General features: G+C 48.5%; 19 protein-coding genes. 3 read left to right on the forward strand and 16 right to left on the reverse strand.

All coding sequences use genetic code 11. The features are described from left to right. Nucleotide 1: 1 nt before the first annotated feature. From R50912_RS22040 to R50912_RS22075, 8 genes are all read right to left on the reverse strand, one after another. Entirely contained in the window at nt 2-715 is a 714-nt protein-coding gene (locus R50912_RS22040; protein ID WP_042237882.1) for a cytochrome c biogenesis CcdA family protein, read from the reverse strand. An 87-nt stretch (nt 716-802) separates the two neighbouring features. Then, a complete protein-coding gene (locus R50912_RS22045) occupies nt 803-1,606 on the reverse strand; it encodes a metal ABC transporter permease (protein ID WP_042237885.1) in 804 nt (267 codons plus the stop codon). A 729-nt stretch (nt 1,607-2,335) separates the two neighbouring features. Next, complete coding sequence (locus R50912_RS22050; protein ID WP_042237887.1) at nt 2,336-3,085, reverse strand: metal ABC transporter ATP-binding protein; 750 nt, start codon at nt 3,083-3,085, stop codon at nt 2,336-2,338. A 34-nt stretch (nt 3,086-3,119) separates the two neighbouring features. Beyond that, entirely contained in the window at nt 3,120-4,088 is a 969-nt protein-coding gene (locus R50912_RS22055) for a metal ABC transporter solute-binding protein, Zn/Mn family (protein WP_042237889.1), read from the reverse strand. 224 nt (nt 4,089-4,312) lie between these two features. Further along, complete coding sequence (gene metG, locus R50912_RS22060; protein ID WP_042237891.1) at nt 4,313-6,346, reverse strand: methionine--tRNA ligase; 2,034 nt, start codon at nt 6,344-6,346, stop codon at nt 4,313-4,315. 353 nt (nt 6,347-6,699) lie between these two features. Then, on the reverse strand, nt 6,700-6,963 hold the full coding sequence (gene yidD / locus R50912_RS22065) for a membrane protein insertion efficiency factor YidD (RefSeq protein WP_042237893.1): 264 nt from the start codon (nt 6,961-6,963) through the stop codon (nt 6,700-6,702). A 2-nt stretch (nt 6,964-6,965) separates the two neighbouring features. Next, entirely contained in the window at nt 6,966-7,427 is a 462-nt protein-coding gene (locus tag R50912_RS22070; RefSeq protein WP_039295454.1) for a Fur family transcriptional regulator, read from the reverse strand. A gap of 274 nt (nt 7,428-7,701) precedes the next feature. Then, the gene (locus tag R50912_RS22075) at nt 7,702-10,002 is read right to left on the reverse strand and encodes a copper amine oxidase N-terminal domain-containing protein (RefSeq protein WP_042237896.1); all 2,301 of its coding nucleotides are present in this window, start codon (nt 10,000-10,002) and stop codon (nt 7,702-7,704) included. A gap of 555 nt (nt 10,003-10,557) precedes the next feature. Between R50912_RS22075 and R50912_RS22080 the strand changes: the two genes are divergently transcribed. The 3 genes from R50912_RS22080 (at nt 10,558) to R50912_RS22090 (ending at nt 13,487) form a co-directional block, all read left to right on the forward strand. Continuing rightward, the gene (locus tag R50912_RS22080; RefSeq protein ID WP_197072955.1) at nt 10,558-11,934 is read left to right on the forward strand and encodes a helix-turn-helix domain-containing protein; all 1,377 of its coding nucleotides are present in this window, start codon (nt 10,558-10,560) and stop codon (nt 11,932-11,934) included. Between the two features lie 91 nt (nt 11,935-12,025). Continuing rightward, nucleotides 12,026-13,042: an ABC transporter substrate-binding protein gene (locus R50912_RS22085; protein ID WP_197072956.1), complete on the forward strand. Its 1,017-nt coding sequence runs from the start codon at nt 12,026-12,028 to the stop codon at nt 13,040-13,042. Nucleotides 13,043-13,052: 10 nt separating this feature from the next. Further along, nucleotides 13,053-13,487, forward strand: coding sequence for a nitroreductase family protein (locus R50912_RS22090; protein WP_052416604.1), 435 nt, complete (start codon nt 13,053-13,055; stop codon nt 13,485-13,487). Between the two features lie 92 nt (nt 13,488-13,579). On the opposite strand, the gene R50912_RS22095 is transcribed toward R50912_RS22090, so the two are convergent. From R50912_RS22095 to adhE, 8 genes are all read right to left on the reverse strand, one after another. Beyond that, a complete protein-coding gene (locus R50912_RS22095) occupies nt 13,580-14,371 on the reverse strand; it encodes a response regulator transcription factor (protein WP_042237902.1) in 792 nt (263 codons plus the stop codon). After that, nucleotides 14,349-16,202: a cache domain-containing sensor histidine kinase gene (locus tag R50912_RS22100; protein ID WP_042237904.1), complete on the reverse strand. Its 1,854-nt coding sequence runs from the start codon at nt 16,200-16,202 to the stop codon at nt 14,349-14,351. The genes R50912_RS22095 and R50912_RS22100 overlap by 23 nt, the downstream gene beginning before the upstream one ends. Nucleotides 16,203-16,229: 27 nt before the next feature. Further along, entirely contained in the window at nt 16,230-17,057 is an 828-nt protein-coding gene (locus tag R50912_RS22105) for a carbohydrate ABC transporter permease (protein WP_042237906.1), read from the reverse strand. Next, on the reverse strand, nt 17,057-17,941 hold the full coding sequence (locus tag R50912_RS22110; RefSeq protein WP_042237909.1) for a carbohydrate ABC transporter permease: 885 nt from the start codon (nt 17,939-17,941) through the stop codon (nt 17,057-17,059). Before R50912_RS22110 ends, R50912_RS22105 begins: the two co-directional genes overlap by 1 nt. Nucleotides 17,942-18,112: 171 nt before the next feature. Beyond that, nucleotides 18,113-19,516: an ABC transporter substrate-binding protein gene (locus tag R50912_RS22115; RefSeq protein WP_042237911.1), complete on the reverse strand. Its 1,404-nt coding sequence runs from the start codon at nt 19,514-19,516 to the stop codon at nt 18,113-18,115. A 338-nt stretch (nt 19,517-19,854) separates the two neighbouring features. Beyond that, on the reverse strand, nt 19,855-20,592 hold the full coding sequence (gene pflA / locus R50912_RS22120; protein WP_042237913.1) for a pyruvate formate-lyase-activating protein: 738 nt from the start codon (nt 20,590-20,592) through the stop codon (nt 19,855-19,857). Between the two features lie 123 nt (nt 20,593-20,715). Then, nucleotides 20,716-22,977, reverse strand: a complete 2,262-nt coding sequence (gene pflB, locus R50912_RS22125) for a formate C-acetyltransferase (RefSeq protein WP_042237916.1) — start codon at nt 22,975-22,977, stop codon at nt 20,716-20,718. A 262-nt stretch (nt 22,978-23,239) separates the two neighbouring features. Then, entirely contained in the window at nt 23,240-25,861 is a 2,622-nt protein-coding gene (gene adhE / locus R50912_RS22130) for a bifunctional acetaldehyde-CoA/alcohol dehydrogenase (protein WP_042237918.1), read from the reverse strand. Between the last annotated feature and the right edge of the window lie 218 nt (nt 25,862-26,079).

Genomic DNA, 26,079 nt, shown 5'->3' on the forward strand with positions numbered 1-26,079 from the left:
CTTAGAAAATCAGCCACTCCGGCGTAATCCCCTGCAGCCAGATCGTTATCCGGAACATCTGGTCGGTGAACAGGAGAATGCCCATGAACACCATCAGTGTGCCGCCAAGCTTCATCAGCAGATTGGAATACTTCAGGATCTTCCGCGCGCCGCCCAGGAAAAAAGCAAGTCCGAAGAACGGGAGCGCGAACCCGATACTGTATGCCGTAATCAAAGTAAACCAGGTTCCCGGATCACTGGCAGAAAGCGCAATAATCGCCGTCAAAATGGGACCAATGCACGGTGACCAGCCCGCTGAGAAGCCGATGCCGAAGATAAACGAGCCCAGATATCCCGCAGGCTTCCATTTCAGCTCCAGCTTGCGCTCCCGGAGCAGAAACTGCGGCTGAAAAATACCGAGCAGGAACAGCCCCATCACAATAATCAGAATAGCCGACAACTGGCGGATCAGATCCCGCTGGCCGTTGAAGAATTCACCAAACAGTCCGGCCCCGAAACCAAGGGTATAGAACACCGCCGAGAAGCCCAAGATAAAAGCCAGCGTATGCGAGAGGGTCCGGAAACGGACCTCTTTGCTGTTGCCTCCACTCTTCAGCTCCTGTACCGATAAGCCGGTAATATAAGATAGATAGGAAGGGTAGAGCGGCAGACAGCAAGGCGATATGAACGACGCCACTCCGGCGGCAAAAGCGATTCCTGCATTCAGGTTGGACACTGGCGCATCTCTCCTTCCCTAATCGGGTTCAGTTCACGAAGGCAGCATTCAAGCATATGTAGTTTAGGCCGCTGGGCGCTTCAGGCTTTAGGCTGGCAAGCCTTTTTTGCCGATCAGTGTTAACGTCAGCAGTGCAATCAGCAGTAGAACAATGGTGGCTCCGGGAGCCAGATTCCACACCCCGGCAATGACAAGGCCGCCGACTACGGCGATCTCAGCGATAATCACGGACAGAATGACTGAAGACTTGAAACTTCGGGACAGCAGCAAGCTGATCGCCACGGGAATGGTCAGGAGTGCAGATACCAGCAGGGAGCCGACAATTTTGATCGCCGTGCTGATTACAAGCGCGGTCAACACGGTAATCAGCGTATTAAGCAGCTTCACCGGCAATCCGCTGACACTGGCTGCATCCTCCTCAAAGCTGAGCAGGAAGAACTCTTTGAAGAACAGCGAAACTACAACCACAACCGCAATGGTAACAATACCTACTACAATCAGATCGGTGTTATTCAGCGTGTAAATGCTGCCGAACAGGTAACTCATCACATCCGCATTATAGCCTTTGCCCAGGGTGAAAAAAAGCGAAGCCAGCGCTACCCCGCCCGACATGATGATGGCAATGGAGAGTTCGGCATAGCTTTTGTACGCCTTGCGCAGCTTCTCAATCGCAAACGAGGCCACTACGGCAAAGATCAGCCCCGCTCCGAGCGGGTAGAAGCCGGTCAGGAAGCCAAGCGCCACCCCGGCAATGGTCACATGGGCCAGCGTGTCTCCGATCATGGACAGGCGCCGCAGCACCAGAAACACGCCTATCAGCGGCGCGGTAATCCCAATCATCAGCCCGCCGGCCAGAGCCCGCTGGAAAAAGTCACTAAATAAAATTTCCAAGATATTTTTCTCCTTTTATGAATCAAACCTTTTCGAGTGAACCTTTTAGATCTAAACCTTTAGGACAAAACCTTTTAGATCCAAAACCTTTTAGATCAAAAACCTTTTAGATCCAAAACCTTTTAGATCCAAAACCTTTTAGATCCAAAACCTTTCGATCCAAACCTTTCGATCCAAACCTTTCGATCCAAACCTTTCGATCCAAACCTTTCGATCCAAACCTTTCGATCCCACCCAAACCCTCCCTTCCAAGGGAGGGCCCCAAGGGCTCTGCCCTCTGGACACCCGTTAAGTGCAATTGGCGTGGGACGGCAGACTTTCGCTGCTTAGAGATGTTGAAGCAGGACCGCTTTTCCTCCCTGCGGGATGCGCTTAACTTTATGCAGGATCTATCTACATTTTAAGATCAAGTACAAAAGATCAAGTGCAAAAAATCAAGTGCAAAAGATCAAGTGCAAAAGATAAGAACGAAGGCCGTCCGATGTTGTACAATGGACGACCACAAATTAACTCTATTGCAGAACATACAACAGATTCTCCAATATTGCCTGCTAAATGCGATTCTACTGTATTTCGTGCAATAGAAATTGGCAATTAGGTTGTGATAAGGGGAATTTACTCAATTCTAAAGTACAAAGTACAACAGAAGCAGAATTTGAGCGTTTTTGCGAGCAATCTGATGTACTAAATACAATTGAAGCTTAAGTCGAGCCCGAAAGTCCCGATTACTTAAGACAGTGTATGCTGCAAATTATCAACAACGCAGTCCTGAACATCATGAGAATGGCGGCAATAGAAATTGATCTTGCCGTTCTTCTGCACTGGCTCGTTGCCGAGATAGTTCTTAATCATGTCAATGTCATGCGACACCATCAGAAAGGTCATGTGGTGATGGGCATGCATATGCATGATCAGGTCGAAGAATCCGGCCTGCGTCTCGGCATCAATGCCAACGGTAGGCTCATCGAGGATCAGCAGATCCGGATGGTTGATCAGGGCGCGGGCCAGAAAAACCCGCTGCTGCTGGCCCCCGGACAGCTGGCCAACTCTTTTCTCCGCAATATCCTGAATCCGCATCACTTCAAGCGCATCCTCACATTGGCGGTGCTGGGCTTTGGATACGCGGCGGATCAGATTCTTGTTATTGTACAAGCCTGACAATACCACTTCACGCACGGTAGCGGGGAACAGCGGATTGAAGGCATTCTTCTGCGGAACATAACCGATCCGTTCCCAGTCCTTGAACTTCCGGACCGGCTGGCCGAATAAATTGATCTCCCCGCTGGTAGCAGGCAGCAGGCCGACTATCATCTTGAGCAGAGTAGTCTTGCCGGCACCGTTCGAACCGATGATGCCGAGAAAATCACGTTCTTTCACTGTATAATTCAAATTAGAGATTACCTTCTGTTCCCCATAGGAGAAGGACAAATCCTGTATTTCGATCATATGCTGATGGCAGTCCAGGGATACCGGTTGCATGTGAAGTACCACCTTTCAACTTATACTTTCCTTATTATTGTAAAGCCAGAATGAGATTTTGCAAATTTTTCTCCATTAGCGTGAAATAGTTGTCGCCATTCTTCTCCTGGGCTTCAGTCAAACCCTCTACCGGATTCAGCACCATCGTGGACACGCCGGTTTCACTAGCGAGTGTTTTGGCCAGCTTATCGGATACCAGTTCTTCGAAGAAAATGTAGCGGATGCCCTCTTCTTTGACCAATGCCGCCAAATCGAGCAGATCCTGTCCCCTTGGTTCAGCATCCGGTGACAGCCCCATAATAGCGTGCTGTGACAAACCATAATCACGAGCCAGATAAGAGAAGGCCTGATGAGAGACAACGATCTCTTTATTCGGCAGCTTGCCCAGTTCCTCGGTAAACTTGCTGTCGAGCGCACTCAAGCGTTCAACCAGCTTCTGATACCGTTCTTCATAACCAGCGGAATGCTCAGGATCTACGGACTGCAGGCTTTCCTTAATATTCTTCGCCATCACGAGCGCCGACTTCGGACTTACCCAAGTATGCGGGTCCGTGTGTAGGCTATCGCTGTGTTCTGCACCTTCATCCTCATGACCATGATCATGGCCATCTTCCTCGTCGGTCATAATCAGATCAACCCCTTGGCTGACTTCTACAGCCTTGGCTTCACTGTCACTGTCGAGGCTTTTGAGGAAATTGGGCACCCAGCCCTCCAATCCTGCTCCGTTGTACAGAAACAGCTGTGCCTTCGAGGTATTAATAATATCCTGGCTGCGCGGCGTCCAGTCATGCGGCTCTACCCCAACCGGAAGCAGATTGATCGCATTGATATCTTCCCCGCCGATTTCACTGGCAAATTCATATATAGGATAAAAAGTAGTAATGACATTCACTTTTCCCTCAACGATACTTCCGCTGCTCTTAGGTCCGCAAGCGGCAAGCATCATTAGCAGCAGAGCGGCAACAACGAGCAAAAGCCCTTTATGCAAGCTTCTATATAACATTTCTCAATCGACCCCTTAAATCGTAAAATTTACTATGAGAATTATAATAGTAATCGTTACGATAAGTCAACTCTGATCTTCTGGCCAGACCCCCGGTAGTCAGACTAAAGCTGCTTATGCTTAAGGCCAGCACCTGATAACGTATATTCTCTATTTACACTACAACAATCCCCGCTGCATTAAGCACACGGGGATTGTTCATATCATTCAAATATGCACTTGGCTTATTTCACAATGGCTCCATTCGGCATGCTGTCCGGTACGGTTGCAATCGTCAGCTGGTCGCCCTTGGAGGCTGCCAGGATCATACCCTGCGACAGCTCGCCGCGCAGCTTCACCGGCTTCAGGTTCACGATACAGATGACCTTGCGCCCCACCAGCTCTTCCGGTGTGTAGAACTTGGCAATGCCGGATACGACCTGGCGCTGCTCGTATCCAAGATCGAGCTGCAGCTTCAGCAGCTTGTCCGCCTTCTTCACTGGCTCGCAGGCGATGACCTGGGCTACACGCAGCTCCGCTTTGGCGAAATCGTCGATGCCGATTTCTTCCTTATGCTCCTCTTCCTCCGGACCCTCCGCAGCCGCATCCGGCGTCACTGCAGCCCCTGCAGGCGCAGCTTCAGCAGCTGCTTCTGCAGGCTTGCCGGCTCCCATCGCTTCGGCGATGTACGCCACCTCCTGCGCCACGTCCAGGCGCGGGAAGATCGGATCGCCCTTGGCCAGCTTGGTTCCCGCTGGAATCAGGCCGAATGATTTGCCGCTCTCCCAGGTGGTCAGCTCGCCTGGCTGAATGCCCAGCTGCTCCCAGATCTTCGCCGGAGCACCGGTCAGGAACGGCTGCAGCAGGATGGACGCGGTGCGCAGTCCCTCTACTAGATGTCTCATCACCGAAGCCAGCTCGCCGGTTCTGCTCTCATCCTTAGCCAGCACCCACGGCTGGGTCTCGTCGATATATTTGTTCGTCCGGCTGATCAGGGCGCCAATCGCGGTCAGGGCTACGGAGAATTCCATTTTCTCCATCGCTTCTTCTACTTTGACATAGGTGCTCTGCACTACCACTTCCAGTTCCCCGTCAAATGCTGTCACCTGGCCTGCATAAGCAGGAAGCTCACCGGCGAAATATTTCTCTACCATCGCCCCGGTCCGGTTCAGCAGATTGCCCAGGTCGTTGGCCAGATCATAGTTGATGCGGTCCACGAAGCTCTCCGGTGTGAAGGTTCCGTCCGAACCGAACGGAACTTCGCGCAGCAGATAATAACGCAGAGCATCCAGACCATAGCGGTCGATTAAAGTAACCGGATCAACGACATTTCCTTTGGATTTGGACATTTTACCGTCCTTCATCAGCAGCCAGCCATGCGCGAACACCTTCTTCGGCAGCGGTTCACCGAGCGCCATCAGAATAATCGGCCAGTAGATCGTGTGGAAACGGACAATCTCCTTACCCACAATGTGCACATCCGCCGGCCAGAACTTATCATACAGGCTGCGGTCTTCCGATCCATAGCCGAGAGCCGTAATGTAGTTGGTAAGTGCATCAATCCACACGTACACTACATGCTTCTCATCGCCTTTTACCTTAACGCCCCAGTCAAAGGTCGTACGGGATACGGCCAGATCCTCAAGGCCAGGCTTGATAAAGTTGTTAATCATCTCATTCTTACGCGATTCCGGCAGGATGAATTCCGGATTTTCTTCGTAGAACTGCAGCAGGCGGTCAGCATATTTGCTCATGCGGAAGAAGTAGCTTTCTTCCTTAACCAGTTCAACTGGATGTCCGCTGTCCGGACTTTTACCGCCGGTAATATTACCGTCAGCATCCCGTTCAATGTCCACCAGCTGTGTCTCGGTGTAGAAGGTCTCATCCGAAATACAGTACCAGCCTTCGTATTCCCCCTTGTAGATATCGCCCTGCTTCAGCAGGCGGTCAAAAATATCCGCCACCACTTTCTTGTGACGCTCCTCAGTGGTACGGATGAAATCATCATTGGAGATATCAAGCTTGCGCCACAGATCCTTAATGCCTACGACAATTCCGTCAACGAACTCCTGAGGGGTCTTACCGGCCTTACCAGCCTTCTCCTCGATCTTCTGCCCATGCTCATCCGTTCCAGTCAGATAGCGGACCTCATAGCCGCGCAGACGCTTGTAGCGGGCCATCGCATCACCGGCCACCGTTGAATACGCATGACCAATATGCAGCTTATCGCTTGGATAATAGATCGGTGTAGTTAAATAAAAGGTTTTGTTCTCACTCATTACGTTGTCATCCCTTCGTATACCTTCTCATATTGACGCAAAAAACTCCCGCCCCTATATGGGGCGAGAGTAAACTCACGCGATACCACCCAAAGTTCCCCGGCTCCTCACAGAGCACAGGCTTCGCCAGTCCCTTACGGAACTGTCCATTAACGCTGGAACACGCCGTTATCTTACGCAAGCCGCAACTACCCGCTTCTGCTCGAACACAGTTCCTCCCGGACCATATTCAATCTGGCATCCCATACCGGCTTCCAGCAGCCCCGGCTCTCTGTAATGGTTGTCCACATTTACTCATCCGTTCCTCGGAATATTGCTTATTATTCAAAATATACCCATCACAGAGGCTCATGTCAAGTCGTATGAACAGGCTTATCTCCTGGTGATTGCTCTTTGCGCGGTGGCACCGGGTCCAGCCCACCCGGATGAAAAGGATGGCAACGGGCGATCCGCCTTGCAGCCAGCCATGAACCCTTCAGCGGTCCATGGACCTCAATAGCTTCAAGCGCATAGGCTGAACAAGTCGGATAGAACCTGCAGGTTGCCGGCTTAAGCGGCGATATGAACCTGCGGTAGACCCGGATTGGAGCCTGGACTGTTCTTCTTAAGATAGCCATATTCAGCGGCCTTCTTTGCCGTGAGCAGCTACGGCGGACTCTTCTTCGCGGCCCTGTTCACAGTCCTTGCAGTAACCGAACACCTCAAATTTATGCTTGACCACCCGGAATTGATCCGGTGTATCTGTTAAATTCATCGGACAGAAATGAATCGGGTAAGTCTTCATACACTGAAGACAAATCATATGATGATGATGGTGGTCCTGACTGCAGCTTGCTTTGAATTTGACACCGTCTTCAAAGACAATCTGCTCCAGCACACCAAGCTCCTCCATGACACGCAGGTTGCGGTAGACCGTATCGAAGCTGAGTCCGCTGTATTTGCGGCCCATATGCTCATATACATCCTTCGCAGACAAATATCCCGTATTCTCGCCGAATAACCTGGCAAGCGTTTTGCGCTGATCGGTGATTCGCAGTCCCTGCCCCGACATGGCTTCCAGTATTTGTTCTGTCGACAGCATTCGCTCATCTCCCATAACATAGGTCGTTTGTATTGCACTCTCTTTATAATGCCCCAAAAGTACTGCCCCGTCAATGAAGTGTACCTGTCCTGCAGCCTGCCCCACATTCCTGCGGGTGCATTGCATAAAATAAATCCCCGCAAAGCAGAAGCTTATATCCCCTGATTTCACAATTAATTACTGATTCCCGAAACATATAAATTCTTAACTTTCAAAAAAAACGGCAGCCGTCCCCTCAGGAACGCTGCCGTTTGCATTTGCATTGAAGTTATATTTATTTTTTGGCCGGAAGCGGAGTAAACACAAAGTTTACAGGGAGATTGCTGCCGGAAGCTACGGAGAAGGTGATATCTACCGGACCTTCGTATTCGCCGGTACGGAATATAACTGCATTCATGTCCGAGCTGGATAAGCTGCCCTTGTTCGGCAGATTCACAATCGTTCCGTTCACCAGTAACGAACCCAGATAATTACCTCCACGCGGGTTGAAGGTGATCAGTGTGTTCGCTGCCACACGGTTCAGCACGATTTTGTACAAGACGCCGAAGTTCCCGGAATTAGAAGCCTCCGTTCCAGTCATCGGATCAATACCAATCAGATTGAGGTCATTTTTATTATCCCCCAGGATCAGCTTGGATTGCGTTGTGCCTACTACATCAGTTACGTTGATGATGCGTGTTGAATCCGGATACGTTCCGCGGTTATGCACGCCGTCGCGGTCAAGAATTGGCAGTGTCGGCAGCACAGCTACCGGATCTTTAGTCTGCTCAACCATTACCACATTATATAGAATAGGATAATCACTAATCAGATCGGCGCTGAGTGAGAGCACCTCTTTCGGTTTCATGGCAATCTTATTCAGATCCGTCATGATCGGCACACTTTGTCCCGGCTGCAGGGTGATTTGAGATTTGCTTGAACCTGTAATCATGGAATTATAGTATTTCTGAATGGAAATTCTGCCTGTATATTCCGGAGAAGTTACCGGACCGGCAATACCTGAGTATTCCGTCGTTATCGTTGCTGGATATATGCCGTTGTTCGTGGCGATCACATACAGCTTCTGTCGTGTAGTCATATTGTTCATATGATGTACCAGGAAACGTGTCTTCCCTACGGAAGTCTCACGATACAGCACACCCTCTGTATTAACTGTTTCAGGGCTGTTACTGCGGATCAGCGTATAGCTGTCAGAAGAAAGATTGTACGGCAGGTTAGGAAGCGCCGGGATTAATCCGCCGTCAAATGTAAGAACATCCCCGGGAATAGTGAACAGCTTCGCTACCTCATCCTGGGTGTACAGTTGTTCGCTTGTAATGTTAATGGTCTTCTCAAAAGTACTGCTAAGACCATGCTTATCGGTTACCGTCAACTGGATGGACGTAGGACCGGGGTTGAAATAGGCCAGGCCACGGTTGCTCCAAGTGGTCGTCAATTCTTCGTACTCGGGGTCGTAGCTGGTATCTGTCAGAATTACCGGCTCACCCATTTTGTATTCATCTTTGTCAGTCGTGAATTGAGCCACCGGCGGCTGATTTGGCTGCAGCACTTGGATCGTTACAGAGTAAGGATCACTCCACAAATTATTCGCATCACGCACAGAATAAGTTACGGTATAGAATCCCGGCTGATCGTACATATCCAGTTTATTGCCGCCCCATTGTTCTTCAGCCATCGGTGTACCATTCGGTGAAGAATACGAAGTAACATAATTCACAGTCGTTTGACCTGCATATATCTCAGTCGGTTGGACCGTAAAGGATGCTGTCGGCTTAGTGTTCAGCGTAAGAATGACACGCTTCTGCACATTGTCCACCGTATAGGGAATATTCAGCGCATACGTAATGGAGGTTAAAGGAATCATGAAAGTGCCTTTGAACTGGTAGGCTGGACCTTTCATGGTATATTTGGTCCCATTGATCGTATATACTTTGCTGTCCGTTTTGAACCGCATAATACTGGTGCCTTTAGTAACAATAACTTCCTTGGTTTTATAGTCATAGGTATAACTTACTCCGACCATTTCCACCATTGCACGGATCGATACATACGAGACGCCGTTCTTGACAGCCATCGGCTGGTTGGCAGTATACGGTGTACCGTTTCTGTACATTTTGTTGCTGTTCATCATCAGGATGAGCTGGCCGCCGCCAGTAGCGGAGGTGGTCAGGCCTGAAGTTGTAAGCGCCTGCCCTGCCGGGGTGCTGCCGGGTAGCGGAGTAGCCGTTGGAACAGCAGCGTCTGTTGAAACAGCGCCATTAACAGGAGCCTGAGTTACTGCCGGAATGGGTGTTCCTGTTGCTGCCGGCACTTCTGGAACTTCCGTTGCTGCCGGGATCGGTGTTGGCGTTGGTGTTGGCGTAACTGTACCTGCAGGCGCCTCAGTAACCAATGGAGGCAATGGATCTGTAGCCGAGGGCTCCTCCTGCGTTACAACCGTCTGGGTGGTATTCACCGCTGCGGCAACGTTGCTTGTGGTACTTTGTGTGCTGGCAGGGATTGCAAAGGCCGGAACCGCTGCTGCGGTTTGTGAAACGGCCAATACTGCCACTAAGATCATTTTTTTCAAATTCATTGTACGACTCCTTCTGCTCCCAATTGTAGTGTATAAGGCATTATCTTTCTTTCTTCACCTTATATTCCCCGCAAAAACGCAACCGCCCTCTACAGGACGGCAGAATTTTTTGCCACGTTCATTTTACAAAACATAGTATTAGACGCACCCCACTCCGAAAAGTTTCATTTAGTGTAAAGAAAGAACAAATAAAATCCATATCTCTCCATTTTCATTGGGGTAACCAAACCAAGCTAATGTGCTCTGAATGCTCTAAGTACACTTTCGCTCATGAGAAATGTGACTGCTGTCAACGGCAGAGTATAATGGAAGCAGACCTCATGTGAAAGGAGCATTTAAGCTGACGATATGAACACAACTGACGGGTTATACAAACTTACTGACGTCCGGCGCATTAATGCAGCTCCATCTGAATCTGAAATCCATAAGTCAGATCAGCATACCCTCCTTATAGCATTTCAAGGCAACGGGGAAGTTGAAGCTGATGGTTATCACTCTGAATTTGGTTCATGCGATGTAGTGCTGCTGCTCCCTGATACACCATGGCGTATGTTCGTGAAGGAGAATCCTTCTCTGAAATATTACTCTTTCACTTTTGATGCATATGCTGTGGACGGACAGGGTACACTTCAGCGCGGAGAGCTGGAGGCCGCTATTTTCCCGCCCGCACATTGGTCTGAAGTGTCAGAAAAGGCTGGCCTGATCTACTCTTGCTGGCAGGGCAGCCACTGGGACCAGTTGGAATCGGCAATCCGTTTTCAGGAACTGCTGCTTCAGTTATGGAGACCAGCCCAATCAGGAACTAGGGATAACAATGCTGCAAGCGGAGCGATTAATCAATCCAAAGCCTATATCGACAGTAATTTTGCGCAGCCCTTGACCAGAGAGAAGCTTGCCGGTTTGACAGGAATGAGCGTTGCCCATTATTCCCGGCTGTTCAAGAAATATGTGGGGCGGAGTCCGATGGAGTATCTGAATTCTATCCGCATACGCCATGCGGGTGATTTGCTGCTCCGCTCTGAACTCACCCTCCGTGATACTGCGAACCGTGTGGGCTATCAGGATGAATTCTATTTCAGCCGTAAGTTCAAATCAGTCACTGGCATTTCACCATCTGTGTATATCAAAAAACAGCGCACATCCACACAAATTGCTTCTATGGCCCATCCCTACACTTCTCATTTGCTGGCGCTCGGTTTAACACCTTATGCAGCGCTGTTGAACAATTCACGCGGGTCCGGCCACGGCTTGCATAACATAATCAGCCTGGGACATGACCAGCCCGACCTAGACAGACTGGCAGATGCCCGTCCGGAGCTGATAATCAGCTTCGAGCCTTCGGATTATGCGGAACCGGACAAAGCTTTCTTGTTCCCCCACATTGCGCCAACGTGTACTGTTCCATTCGAAGGGGAGTGGCGTGAACATTTCCGGATAATTGCGAGAGCGGTGAACCGCCTGGATATCGCGCAGCAGTGGCTGGCGGCATACGAAGAGCTCGCCGAGAGACTGCGGGTCAATGTTAGAGAGAAGCTGGCAGACGAGAACGTTGCTGTAGCACAATATGAGCAGGGCCGCTTCCGTTTGTTCGGCAACCGTAACTTGGGTACCGTCCTGTATAACGATCTGCAGCTGGCCAGACCCCGGCAATTGTTGAATGTAGCGCATTCTGCTCTTCTTACTGCAGATCAGCTGTCGGAATATAGTATTGACCATCTGATTTTATTTACATCGGGTAACACCGCACAGCGTAACATGATCCATCACTCGCTTGCTTCACAGGAAGCTTGGAAGGAATTACGCGCCGTACAGCAAGGAAATGTCTACGAGCTCGGTGATTCAAGCCTCTATTCCTGCTATACTTCGCTGGCCCATGAATTATTTCTGCGTCGTTCAAGTTCATTGCTCATGAGCGATATGTCCAGACGATGAGCATTTTTATCCATGGCACCCAGGTAGGCAGCTCCTTATAATTAGGTGGTGATAATGATTATCAAACTCAATTATGAAAGGTGTGTGGCTTGTGTTTCCTAGTACTCAAAAGTTCAGTCACAAATTTAACCTGGGGGTCATCGGCCTGCTTGGAGTACTCATGCTGGGATTAATCGTTGGATGCAGCAACAGCGGAAATAAAGGAAGTTCAGCGGTTGCCGCCACTCCTTCACCAGCAGCTGCCAACTTGGCAGAGAATACAGAAACCCGGATTATCTCAACCATTAAAGGGGATATAGAAATTCCGGCTCATCCAAAAAAGGTTGCGGGCATGCTATATGTTTTTGCAGACCATCTGCTGGCACTCGGAATTGAACCGCATGCCATGGTTACATACAATGACCTGGGATTCCCCGAATACTTGGCGGACCAGATGAAGGATACTATCGCTATCGGCTCAGGAGAAGCCCCTAACTTGGAAGCACTGCTCGAGTCGGAGCCGGATCTCATTCTCGCTTCAAAGACACTTAATGAGGAAAACTATGAGCAGCTGTCCAGGATAGCACCAACGATACTTTTCGATAATGAGAACGAAGAAGATTGGACAAGATTCCGGCAAACGGCAGAGATCTTCGGCAAAGAAGCCGAGGCTGACCAGATCCATGCCGATTATGAAGCGAAGATAGCCAAGGTAAGAGACAAATTGGCTGCTGCTGCTCCTAATGAAACTGTCGCTTATATGCGGATACAGGACAAGCAGCTGCAGCTGATCCAACCGGGTGATAACTTCACGCTGTTCGGTCCTCTCGGACGAACCCCTGCTTCCACAGAGCGCATAGATTTCAAGGACTCATGGAATGTAGCCATCTCTGAAGAAGTACTCCCCGAGCTGAATCCTGACCGTATGTTCATCATTCTCCGTCCCGGTGACAGTAATCAGACGGCTCTGGATAACATTATGAACACTTCAATCTGGGCTAACCTTACAGCAGTCAAGAATAACCATGTATATATCGGAGATGCAAATCTGTGGTTTGCAGGCTATGGCCCCATTGGACTCAGCAAGGTCATTGACGAAATCTCGGGTGCCTACGTACCGGAAATATGAGGGACAAGCTATGACCTCTCCTGACAGCCAGCTCATACAGACGATACGCGGCAGAAGAACCATACAGGAATTCAATGGCGTTCCCATTGCCCGGAACACACTTCTCGGCTTGCTGAACAACGCGGTTTGGGCACCCTTTCACTCCAAAAAAGAGCCTTGGCGCTTCATCCTGCTCGCCGGGTCCGGCCGGAAGAAATTTGCCGACGCCGTTCTGAAAACACGTCCAGAAGCCTTCATTCAACAATACGGAGCACAGATCTATGATACGTATTGCAGGCGGATTCCAGCCCACCTCCTCGTGATTATGAATAGCGCCCTTCCCCAAAAGGCTTGGGAGGAGGCCTTGGCAGCAACTGCCGCTCTGATTCAGAATGTTCAATTGCTGGCCTGGGAACAGGAAATCGGCGTGGTATGGAAGAGAACAGCCTTTAATGAAGAAGACTGATGAATTCCCCCGACAGATGAACATACTTAAGCCAGCGGTTGCTTAGCCGCTGGCTTCTTTTTTCCGCAAGCTCAAATGATATGAAGGCAGACTTACCGTGCCTCAGCTGTCCTGTATTTATCGCGGTATTCCTTAGGGGACATCCCCGTCTGTTTCTGGAATACCTTGGTGAAATAACGCCGCTCCTGATAACCCACTCCCGAGCTGATCGCAGTAATGCTTTTGTCACTGCTGGCCAGCATGAATTTGGCGGCTTCAATCCTCTGCAAAGTTACATACTCCACAAAGGTCATCGCAAAGCGGTTCTTGAAGAGCAGGCAGAAATAGCTGCTGCTAATGCCGATCCGGTTCGCCACCTCTTCAATGCCAAGGTCATAGCTCAGCCGCTCGGTAATATAATTCGCCGCCTGGCTCATCAATTGATCCGGAGTTTTTTTGGCGGAATCCTCGGGTACAGGCATCTCCTGAAACAAGGGAATACTGTTATACAGTTTATCCTTATACTGTTTGCTGCGGATTCGGGCTCCAATCTCCCGCACCTTGTTGCCAAGCTCCTCATAATGTATCGGCTTGCAGATATATTCCTTCACACCAAGGCGGATGGCCTCACGCGCATAATCAAACTCCTGATACCCGCTTAGCAGCAGAACCTCACTCTCCAGCCCCATCTCACGCAGCTTGCCGATGAATGTAAGTCCGTCCATCACCGGCATACGGATGTCACAGAGCACCAGATCGGGCGTCGCCTCTTCAGCGATACGCAGAGCTTCCATTCCGCTGCGGGCCATCCCCGTAACCTCCATCCCCATGTCATGCCAAGGCAGCACTTTGTTGAGATTGTTAAGGATAGGCGCCTCATCGTCAACCAATAATACCTTTAGCATAATGATCTTCCCCCTGCCCGTATTTAGGTATGACGCACTGGATAATCGTTCCCTCACCAGGACTTGCACAGATGAAAATCCCATATCTATCGCCGTACTCTATACGGATGCGGTCTGCTACACTGCGTACGCCAAGCCCCCTGCGCTCCAGGTGAATTCCGTGTTCCGGTTTACCTTCAGGCTTCTGTTCCGCCGGATCGTTAACCATATACTGAAACATGGACAGCTGGGACGGAGTCATGCCGATCCCGTTATCCTGAATCCGCAGAATCAGATTCCCCCGGTCTTCCCAGACCCTGACACTTACCAGACCTTTGTAACTGATCCCCTCAAAACCATGCTGTATGCTGTTCTCAACCAGCGGCTGCAGCGTAAGCTTCAGAATTCCGCAGCCCAGCAGCTCCTCCGGCACCTCAAGCTCATAATCAAACAGATCCTCGAACCGGAATTTCTGAATATCCAGATAGTTGCGCAGATGCTTAACCTCTTCTTCCAGCGTGATTTCATCTCTGTCCTGGATACTGATCCGCAGAATACTGGCCAGCCTGTAGACCATCTCACTGACTTTGCGCCCTTCATTCTGCACAGCCAGCACATTGATGGATTCCAGCGTATTGAACAGAAAATGCGGTTTGATCTGCGCCTGCAGCACGCGCATTTCCGCCTGATTTTTGCGCCGCTGCTCTTCATTGACCCTGTTGAATAATGAATTGATTTTGTCCATAAGATCATTGAAGCCTCTGGCGAGCAGCGTCATTTCGTCACTGCCCTTCTCCTCGACCCGGGTTGTCAGGTCTCCATCCTCCACCCGCCGCATGAAGCGGACGATCACAGCAATCCCCCCTGTAATCCGGTTCATGAAGAACAGATTGAAGATCACTGCACCGAGCAGGCACAGGAATATAACCACCACAAACCAGCGGGCAAACACAGTTACTTCATGGGACAACGAGCCCCAGGAGGTCACAGAAACAAGGCTCCATGGATAATCCTTCAGGTGGTAGACTGACAGAATGCTCTTTTCGCCGTCAAATTGGGTTTTGTAGCTCTGGAAGCCCGGGTTAAAGGTAATATCCTTCGTAGTAAAGTCGCGGAAATCCTGTCCGTCCAGCTGCCTGTCGGGGTCAAGCAGGATCATCCCGTCATCGTTGACCAGCATAAAAGATACCTTCTGGCTGCTGTCCCCGATCTTGAGATTGCGGAATATCGATTCGAACTCCCAGTTCTTGATCTGGACTACCAGAATACCGATGTTCTGAAAAAAGCTTAGCTCCTTGATCAGCCGGATCTGGGTAAACACAGCCTCCGTTCCCGTCAGTTCGGGATACTCATGCGGAGCCAGCCATTTCGGAACCCCGTTTAGCTTCATAACCTCCTGGTAGAGATCACTTCCTTTGAACTTATCGTAAGGGAGTGTGCGGAAATTTTCTTTGGTGAATACCGATACGATCTCCGAGCTGCCTTTTCCATTAAAATTATACAGAAACGCATAGCTGATCGACGGATGATTATAGAGCAGACTACGGAAATTGCGTTGGCTGGCATTCAGGCTGAGCTGCTCGGCGTCGGTCAAATCCTGTTTGGAGGGATCATCCGCACTGAGCGCCATGTGAAACACCGAGGTGGCAATTCCGTTGTCTGTCACGTTGTCCATATCTTTAAATACATTCGAAATGCTGTAACTGATCGCCTTAAGTGAATATTCAGATTGCTGGCTGTACTTCTTCTCTATCGAATTATAGGTGACGAAGAACATAATCATGCCAAGAATGAATAAGGGAATGATAATCAGGCCCAGAAATGCCGTAAATAATTTGTAGCGCAAATTCATCGGCCCATGCTCCTGACATGAATAGGGTTATCCTTTTACACTGCCTGCTGTTACGCCTTCAATAATCTTCTCCTGCAAAATAGCATAAATGATGATGACCGGGACCACGCTGTAGACAATACCCGCCGACATTTGCGCGTAGTTCATCTGATATTGATCACGGAATTGAACCATGCCCACCGGAAGGGTGCGCAGCTCGTCATTAGAGAGGAAATAGTTAGCCAGCAGGAACTCGTTCCAATTTCCCAGGAAATTAACAATGAAGACCGTAACCATGGCGGGAACTGTCAAAGGTACAATAATTCTAGCAAAGATACCTGGAGCCTTCAAGCCATCCATGACCGCCGCCTCTTCAATTTCACTGGGAAGTGAGCGCATGAATGCAGCCAGGATAATAATCGTGAATGGAATTGCATTGGCGATATAAGGAATAATCAGTGCCCAGTGTGTATTGAGAATATGAAGCTTGCGGACAATCGTGTAGATAGGCAGCATCAGTGCATTGTTCGGAATAAGCATGCCGATCAGGACCAGCGAAAAAAGAATCTTGTTCCATTTCCCCTGGCGCATCCGCGTAACCGCGAAGGCAAACATAGAAGCCAGCAGAATGGATACCACCGATGATAGGATCGAAATATATAAGCTGTTAAAAAAGTATGTGCTGATCTTAGCGTTCACCCATGCTTCAACGTAGTTCGAGAATTCGAATGTCTTCGGAATCCCGAACGGATTCAGGGCGATCGCATTGTTATCCTTCTTCACCGAGGAGAACAGGACAAAGAGAAACGGAAAGAGTACAACGATCAGGTATCCCAGCAGAGCAACATGAGGTAAGCTTTTCTTCAGGCGCGGCATCAGTATTCAATCCTTTCATTACGACGGGCAAACAGCAGCTGATAGAGAGCTGTAACCACGAGCGTGAACATAAAGATCAGAACTGCAATCGTATTGCCGTACCCATACTTGAAATTAGTGATCGCATATTTAATCATATAGGTGGCCATAACCTCAGTTGAACCTGCCGGGCCGCCTTTGGTCATAACAATGACGATATCTGCGGCCTTCATCGCTCCGGCAATAGAGAGCATGATTACTACCGAGATAATGGGAACGATCAGCGGCAAAGTGATGCGTGTAGCACGCTGGAAGCCCGTAGCACCGTCGATGGCCGCAGCCTCATCCAGTTCACCGGGGATGGAGAGAATAGCCGCCAGCACCATTACAATGTAGAATCCGGTCCATTGCCAGGCATTCGTAATCAGAATCGACAGCATGGCGAAGCGTTCATCCGACAGCCAGTAGACAGGCTCAATGCCGGCAAGACCAAGCACTTTGTTGAACAAGCCGATATTCGGCTCATAAATGAAGCCCCACAGAATACCGATAACTGCAGTAGACATAATGGATGGCATGAATACTGCTGTCTTGTAAAGGCCCTTCAGCTTCTTCACATTAGCAATTAATAAGGAGAAGAAGACAATCAGCGGCACCTGAATGCATACGGAGAACAGAATGAACCAGCCGTTATTTTTAACAGAAACCCAGAAGCGTTCATCTCCCAGGGCTTTTTTGAAGTTGTCCAGTCCGGCGTATTTCACTGTATCGGATACACCGTTCCAACTGGTGAAGCTATAGTAGAGTGAACTGAAAATAGGGTAAATGAAGAACATAATGAACAGAACCAGTGCCGGTATAACGAACAGAATGAACACCAGAGGATTTCTTAGTGCCTTATTCATGACTACCTCCAAGTTGCTTAGACATCTCTCACTTTAAAACAACCCCACAAAGTGGGGCTTTGGCTTCGAAGCTTACTCAGGTACTTTGCGGGGACCCCGAAACATATAAAGTCTTGTCTTTTAAAAATGTACCCTGGAGCAAGCACCAGGGTACATTCAATTTACCGCCTCTTATTCTACTGCTGCGTTCGCTTCTTCCTGAATCTTCTGCAGTGCATCTCCCATCTTCTCAGGAGTGGTCTGTCCGCCAATCAAGCTTTGAATCTGGATATTACTGATCTCGGTAGTCACATCTGCCTGCACCAGAGAGTCAAATGCCGGGAAGGAGGACTGTGAGCTGTTGAGTACTGCTACAATCTCACTCATCAGATCATCGGTAATATTCTCATTTAGTACCGCCTGATCAATCTTCATAGCCGGCAGTACTCCATCTTCCACCAGACCGCGCAGCTGCATTTCTTCATTGAACATATTCTTAATGAATGATTTGACTGCAGCGAGTTGACGTTCATCTTCACCTGCAGATGCCGAGAAGCCATAGCCGTTGTTCACATCACGCATGAGTGCCGTCTGATCGCCCACTCCGCCGTCTACCGCCGGAATATTGAAGAATCCGACTTTACCAATCAGACCTTCACCGGATTGTCCGGCTTTGAATACAGAGGACTTCCATGTGCCGTCATACATCAGGATTGCTTCGCCGCTGGTGAACTGGGTTGTATATTCAGCATACTCGAAGCCGAGTTCGCCTTTTTTGAAGTAGCCTTTGTCTACCCATTCCTTGTATTTCGCAAAGCCTTTGACTACATTCGGATCATTCCATTTAGCTTCACCCGTAGCGAACTTCGCTGTAACATCCGGTCCGGCATAACGTGACCAGAGATGGTTGGCAAGCATTAGCGGTACCCAGCCAGCCTTGGAAGCCCCGGCAAGCGGCACTTTGCCGTCAGCCTTGATATCAGCCAGCTGCTGTTCCAGCTCAGCGAAGGTGGCCGGAGCCTTCCAGCCCTTGCTGTCATAGTATTCTTTATTGTAGAAGAACCCTTCACCTGAACCGCCGATTGGCAGACCGTAGATTTTACCTTCGTAAGTAAATGGATCCAGATTGGAGAATTTGTCTTTAATGCCTAGTTCATCGAGGATCGGGGTCAGATCGAGCAGCTTACCTTCTTTGGCATAGATCTTGGAATCCGGACTGCCGAACAGGTCGAAGATCTCCGGAGGATTCCCGGCCGCCATTTCCCCGCGCAGCTTCTCTTTACGGTTCACATCCGAATCGACTCCATCCAGCTTGAAGGTCAATCCCGGTACTTCTTCCTGCACCTTGCCGACTACATCCTCCAGGATCGCCAGGCGTTTCTGTTTATCTGCACCTACCTGAGTATGACGGACCGTCATTTCAAAAGGTTCAGCGCTAACCGGTTCTTCGGTTGCGACAGCATTGGTTGCAGCAGGCTCATTCGTTGCAGCCGGTTCTTCCGTTGCAGCAGCATTGTTATTGTTGCCTCCACAACCTGCCAGCAGTGCTGAGGTAACGAACATCAGGGACAACAGCATAGTTAAGCTTTTTCTCATTACGGGTGACCCTCCCTATTTAATGGTTTCCCTTACAACTCTTATTATAGAAAACCCTGATTGTAATCGTAAGGTTAAGATTCATCTACAATAGGGATAAAATACTCTAATGTAAGCGAATTCAGTTGTGTTTAGCGACATCATTAAGTTATATTTCATCACACAAAAGCTTTCAAAAAAGAAATTCCAATGCTTTCACGTCAGAATACCTATACATATAAATTACAATTATCATCAATTTCACACGTTGCTATGTATGTTGAACTCACTACACCGTACATCAAAAAAGCGAAACTCCTCAAATTGGAAGCTCCGCTTTCGTTATATCGTGTATGAATTTATACCAAAGCAGACTGTTTACGGCCCTCTTCAATCAGCCGGTATGCACGCTGCACTTCTTCTTCGTCCGGTGACTCCACCCCTTCAAGCTCGTAGGGACGGCCAAGCTCTTTCCATTTATAAATTCCCATTACGTGATAAGGCAGAATTTCAAACTTCTCTACTCCATTAAGCGTACCAATGAATCGGCCGAGATTCCGCAAATCCTCTTCCTTATTATGAATGCCGGGAACGTATACGTGGCGAATCCACATTTTACGGTTATTATCTGACAACCAGCGGGCAAGCTTTAAGGTACGGTCGTTGGATTTGCCAGTCAGCTTAATATGAGCTTCATCATCGATGTGCTTCAGATCCAGCAACACAAGATCGGTAACATCCAGCAAGTCGCTGATTTTCGAACCATCATTATAGCCGTTAGTATCAAGCGTAGTATGCAAATTCCAGCGTTTCTTCACTTCGGTGAATAGCTGTTTGACGAAATGTGCCTGCAGTGTGGGTTCACCGCCGGATACGGTAAGCCCGCCGCCGGAAGTTTTATAATAATTCAGGTAAGGTTCAATTTCCGCAAGCACTTCTTCAACGGTCATTTCCTTGCCTTCATTCAGTCCCCAGGTATCCGGGTTGTGGCAATACTGACACTTAAGTAGGCAGCCCTGCATAAAAAGCACGAAGCGGATACCGGGGCCATCCACCGTCCCAAATGTTTCTAAGGAGTGGATATGTCCTTTAAGCATGAGATGTCATCCTTTCGAAAAAAACCTTAAAATTTTAATTACTTTTAAACAAGAGTGTACCGCCCTCTTGCAAGGGCGGCAGCTCTTTGATTTATTTCAATTCTTGATCTGCAAGAACAATTCTTACATGGAATCGTGGAACGTACGGTTGATAACATCCAACTGTTGTTCGCGGGTCAGCTTGATGAAGTTAACAGCATAGCCGGATACACGAATGGTCAATTGCGGGTAGTTCTCAGGGTGATCCATTGCATCAATCAGCTGCTCACGGTTAAATACGTTAACGTTCAAGTGCTGAGCGTTGTTGTGGAAGTATCCGTCCATCATGAATACCAGGTTGGACTTACGGGATTCTTCGTCTTTACCCAGAGCCTTAGGAACGATCGAGAATGTGTTGGAGATACCATCCTGTGCATCGGAGTAAGGCAGTTTAGCAACAGAGTTCAGGGAAGCAAGTGCACCCTTCTTGTCGCGTCCGTGCATTGGGTTAGCACCAGGTGCGAATGGTTCGCCTTTTTTACGTCCATCAGGAGTAGTACCAGTCTTCTTGCCATATACCACGTTCGAAGTGATTGTCAATACCGATTGAGTCGGCACAGCATCACGGTAAGTTTTGTTTTTGCGGATCATCGACATGAAGGTTTCAACCAGTTCAACTGCGATATTGTCAACAGCATCATCGTTGTTGCCGTAGCAAGGGAATTCGCCTTCTGTTTCGAAGTCGATTGCAATACCTTGTTCGTTGCGGATCGGTTTAACCTTGGCATATTTAATTGCGCTCAGGGAGTCAGCAGCAACGGACAAGCCAGCAATACCGCAAGCCATTGTACGCAGAATGTCGCGGTCATGCAGCGCCATTTCAATACGTTCATAGGAATATTTGTCATGCATATAGTGGATGATATTCAGGGTATTGACATAAGTCTTAGCCAGCCATTCCATCATCGGTTTGAAGCGTTTCATTACTTCGTTGTAATCAAGATATTCGGAAGTAATAGCAGGATATTCAGGACCTACCTGGGCACCGGACTTCTCGTCTACACCACCATTGATCGCATACAGCAAGGCTTTTGCAAGGTTGGCGCGGGCGCCGAAGAACTGCATTTGTTTACCGATACGCATTGGGGATACACAGCAAGCAATCGCGTAGTCTTCACCCCAGTATGGACGCATTACATCATCGTTCTCATATTGGATAGCACTGGTTTCAATGGAAACCTTGGCACAATATTTTTTGAAGCCTTCAGGCAGCTTTTCAGACCACAGTACAGTCAGGTTTGGTTCTGGTGCAGGACCCAGATTGTACAGGGTATGCAGGAAGCGGAAGCTGTTCTTGGTTACGCGAGTTGTTCCGTCTTCAGCCATACCACCGATGGATTCAGTTACCCAAGTAGGGTCGCCAGAGAACAGATCGTTATAGTCAGGCGTACGCAGGAATTTCACGATACGCAGCTTCATTACGAAATGGTCAACGATTTCTTGCGCTTGTTCTTCAGTAAGAGTACCTTCTTCAAAATCGCGTTGTACATAGATATCAAGGAAAGAGGATACGCGTCCCAAGGACATTGCGGCACCGTTTTGCTCTTTAACTGCTGCAAGATAACCGAAGTATACCCATTGAGTAGCTTCTTTGAAGTTATTAGCAGGTTTGGAAATATCAAGACCATGAGCAGCAGCCATTTGCTTCAATTCGCCCAGAGCGCGCATTTGCTCGGACAGCTCTTCACGCAGACGAATTACATCTTCAGTCATGGAATCCACTTCAAGCTCGGTTAGTTGTTGCTTCTTGTCTTTAATCAGGAAATCGATACCGTACAGGGCAATACGGCGATAGTCGCCGATAATGCGTCCGCGGCCGTATGCATCAGGAAGACCTGTGATTACGCCGGATTTACGCACAGCTCTCATATCTGGTGTATATGCATCAAAAACGCCTTGGTTATGCGTTTTGCGGATGTTCGTGAACATGTCAACGATATTTTGCGGAAGTTCGAAGCCGTAAGCCTTAGTAGCATCGATCATCATTTTGATACCGCCGAACGGTTGAATGGAACGTCTGAAAGGGGCATCAGTCTGAACGCCGACAATTTGTTCCTTGTCCTTGTCAATATAACCTGGGTTATGGGAAGTGATGGTGGAGACAGTATCGAGGGAAACATCCCATACGCCGCCTCTTTCTCTTTCTTCCTTACTCAGTTGGGAGATAATCTTCCACAATTCAGTAGTATTGCTGGTAGGACCTACAAGGAATTCTTCGTTTCCTTCATAAGGATTGATGTTCTTGGCAATAAAGTTATTAACGTCAACTTTCTTGGCCCATGTACCTTTAGTAAAACTTCTCCAACTCGACTTAACCTCTTGTACTTCTTTTTCAATCACCGACATGCTAAATCCCTCCATTTATATTTAGTATATTTGTAGAGATCGCGGGCTTGAAGGTTAATCCCGTGTCTCGTGATCCCATAGCTACTCGGTTGTTATAAAATTCACAATCGCGACTTCATAACTGGGATCGTTGTTTATATAAACATTTTAGTTTATTTTCTGAAAAAGGACTGTGACAAATATCACTCTTTCAGTGATATTTGTCACTTCCATCCAGTTCCATATTAACCTTTAACCTTATACTTTACCAGGCAATCTTAGATTAGTTGTCGAATTTTCCGTAGAATGCGTTGCGGTATACATCAGCAAGCTCAGATACCAGCGGCATTTTTGGATTGGCAGTTGTACATTGGTCTTCAAATGCACGGTCAGCCAGGTAATCTACACGGGATTCGAAGTCCTTAGGATCAAAACCAAGAGCCGAGAAGGATTCTTCGATGCCGAGTTTTTTGTTCATGTCGCGGATTGCATTGATCAGGCTGGTTACGCCTTCTTCAGTAGTGCGTGCTGGCAATCCCAGGATACGGGCGATTTCAGCATACCGTTCGTCAGCTACAAAGTGCGAATATTTAGGGAACGAAGCGAACTTCGTAGGTTTCTTAGCATTGTAACGGATAACGTGCGGCATCAGGATCGCATTAGTACGGCCATGCGCTGTGTGGTACTGGCCGCCCCATTTGTGCGCCAAGCTGTGATTGATACCCAGGAATGCATTTGCAAAGGCCATACCGGCAAGTGTAGATGCGTTGTGCATTTTTTCGCGGGCAAGCTTGTCGCCAGTCAGTGCGGATTTCTCCAGCCACTGGAACACCAGTTGAATCGCTTTGATTGCCAGACCATCTGAATAGTCACTAGCCATTACAGATACATAAGCTTCGATTGCATGTGTCAATACATCCATACCTGTATCGGCAACAGCAGTTCTAGGCAAGCTATATACAAACTCAGGATCGATAATCGCTACGTCTGGAGTCAGCTCATAATCGGCCAGCGGATACTTTGTATTATTACCCGTTGTCTTGTCTGTGATTACTGCGAACGATGTTACTTCGGAACCCGTACCGGAAGTTGTTGGAATTGCAACGAATTTCGCTTTGTTGCCGAGCTTAGGGAATTTGTATACCCGTTTGCGGATATCCATGAACTTCTGTTTCAGGCCGTTGAAGTCTGCATCCGGATGTTCGTAGAACAACCACATTCCTTTTGCTGCGTCCATTGGGGAACCGCCGCCGAGTGCGATGATGCAGTCAGGCTGGAATCTGTTCATCATGGCAGTACCTTTTTCTACAGTAGTTGTCGATGGATCCGGTTCAACTTCCGAGAACACTTCGATAGCTACAGGAGTCTGGCGTTGACGCAGATAGTGCTCAACTCTTTCTACATAACCCAGTTTAACCATCATAGGGTCGGTGATAATTGCTACACGAGTGATGTCAGGCATTTTGGCCAGATACTGTGTGGATCCCTTTTCGAAGTAAATCTTGTCAGGTACTTTAAACCATTGCATATTCACGGTACGACGGTTCACCCTTTTCACGTTGATCAGATTGATTGCAGTCACGTTTTGCGATACAGAGTTGCGTCCATAAGATCCGCAGCCCAGTGTCAGTGAAGGGATATTGGTGTTGTAAATATCGCCGATTGCGCCGTGTGTAGATGGCGAGTTGACGAGAATACGTCCGGTTTGCAGACGGTTGGAGAACTTCATGATTACTTCTTCGTTGTTGGAGTGGATGGCCGAGCTGTGGCCCATGCCGCCAAATTCAACGATTTCAGCTGCGCGTTCAATACCCTGGTCAGCATTCTTCACTTTGTAGCAAGCCAGAACCGGGCTCAGCTTCTCAGCAGACAGCGGATATTTAGTACCTACGCCTTCAAGCTCAGCTACCAGGATCTTCGTTCCGGCAGGAACCTGAATACCGCACATTTCAGCGATCTTCACAGCGGATTGGCCTACGATAGCAGGGTTAACCGCACATTTCTCTACGTTCATTGCGCCGCTTGTCAGCTTGCCAGCTTCTTCTTTGTTTACAAAGTAGCAGCCGTTCGCAATCATTTTTTTCTTCACTTGGTCAAAAATCGCTTCTTCAATAATAACCGCTTGCTCAGAAGCACAGATCATACCGTTATCAAAAGTCTTGGAAAGGATAAGGTCAGTTACTGCCTGATCAATGTCAGCACTCTTCTCAATGAAGGCAGGTACGTTACCAGGACCTACGCCGAGTGCCGGTTTGCCGCAGCTGTAAGCTGCTTTAACCATTGCCGATCCGCCGGTTGCCAGAATCAGTGCAACGTCAGGATTGTTCATCAGTGCATTTGTTTTGTCCATGGTCGGAAGCTCGATCCATTGGATGAAGTTCTCAGGAGCGCCGGCTTTTACGCCTGCATCATGTAGAATTTTGGCTGCTGCCGCACTACACTCTTGCGCTGACGGATGGAAACCGAATATAATAGGATTACGTGTCTTGGCGGAAATCAACGCTTTAAACATCGTGGTGGATGTTGGGTTGGTTACCGGTGTGATACCCATAATGATTCCGACTGGTTCAGCAATCTTCTGGAAGTTGTCATAAGCGTTATCCTCAATAACGCCTACTGTCTTGTCGTACTTAATTCCGTGCCAGATATATTCAGTTGAGAAGATATTCTTCGTAATTTTGTCTTCATAGACACCGCGGCCTGTTTCTTCAACAGCCAGCTTAGCCAAGTACATGTGCTTGTCGAGTCCGGCCAACGCCATTGCATGAACGATTGTGTTTGTCTGCTCTTGATCCAGCCCCATAAACTCTGCATGAGCTTTCTTTGCTTTATCCACCAAAGTCTGAATATATTCTTCAGCGGTGGTTTGTTTCACTTGGGCGGCGACTTCGTTTTTAACTGCCATCTCCCTCGTCCTCCTGTCAATTTTTAGGTTGTTTTTCTCTACACATTTATCTTATCATATTCTCTACGCATTGTATAGTGAAATCTTTCACAAAGTATAAAGTTTTTTTGATTTGTTTTCAAAGCGCTTTCATTCGATCATAATCAGGTTATTTTACCATTTTATGTGTTATAATTGCTCGAATTTTGTCTTTTCTGCTAACGGGGTACTGCCTAGAT

This window comes from Paenibacillus sp. FSL R5-0912 (assembly GCF_000758605.1).
GTDB lineage: Bacteria > Bacillota > Bacilli > Paenibacillales > Paenibacillaceae > Paenibacillus_AQ.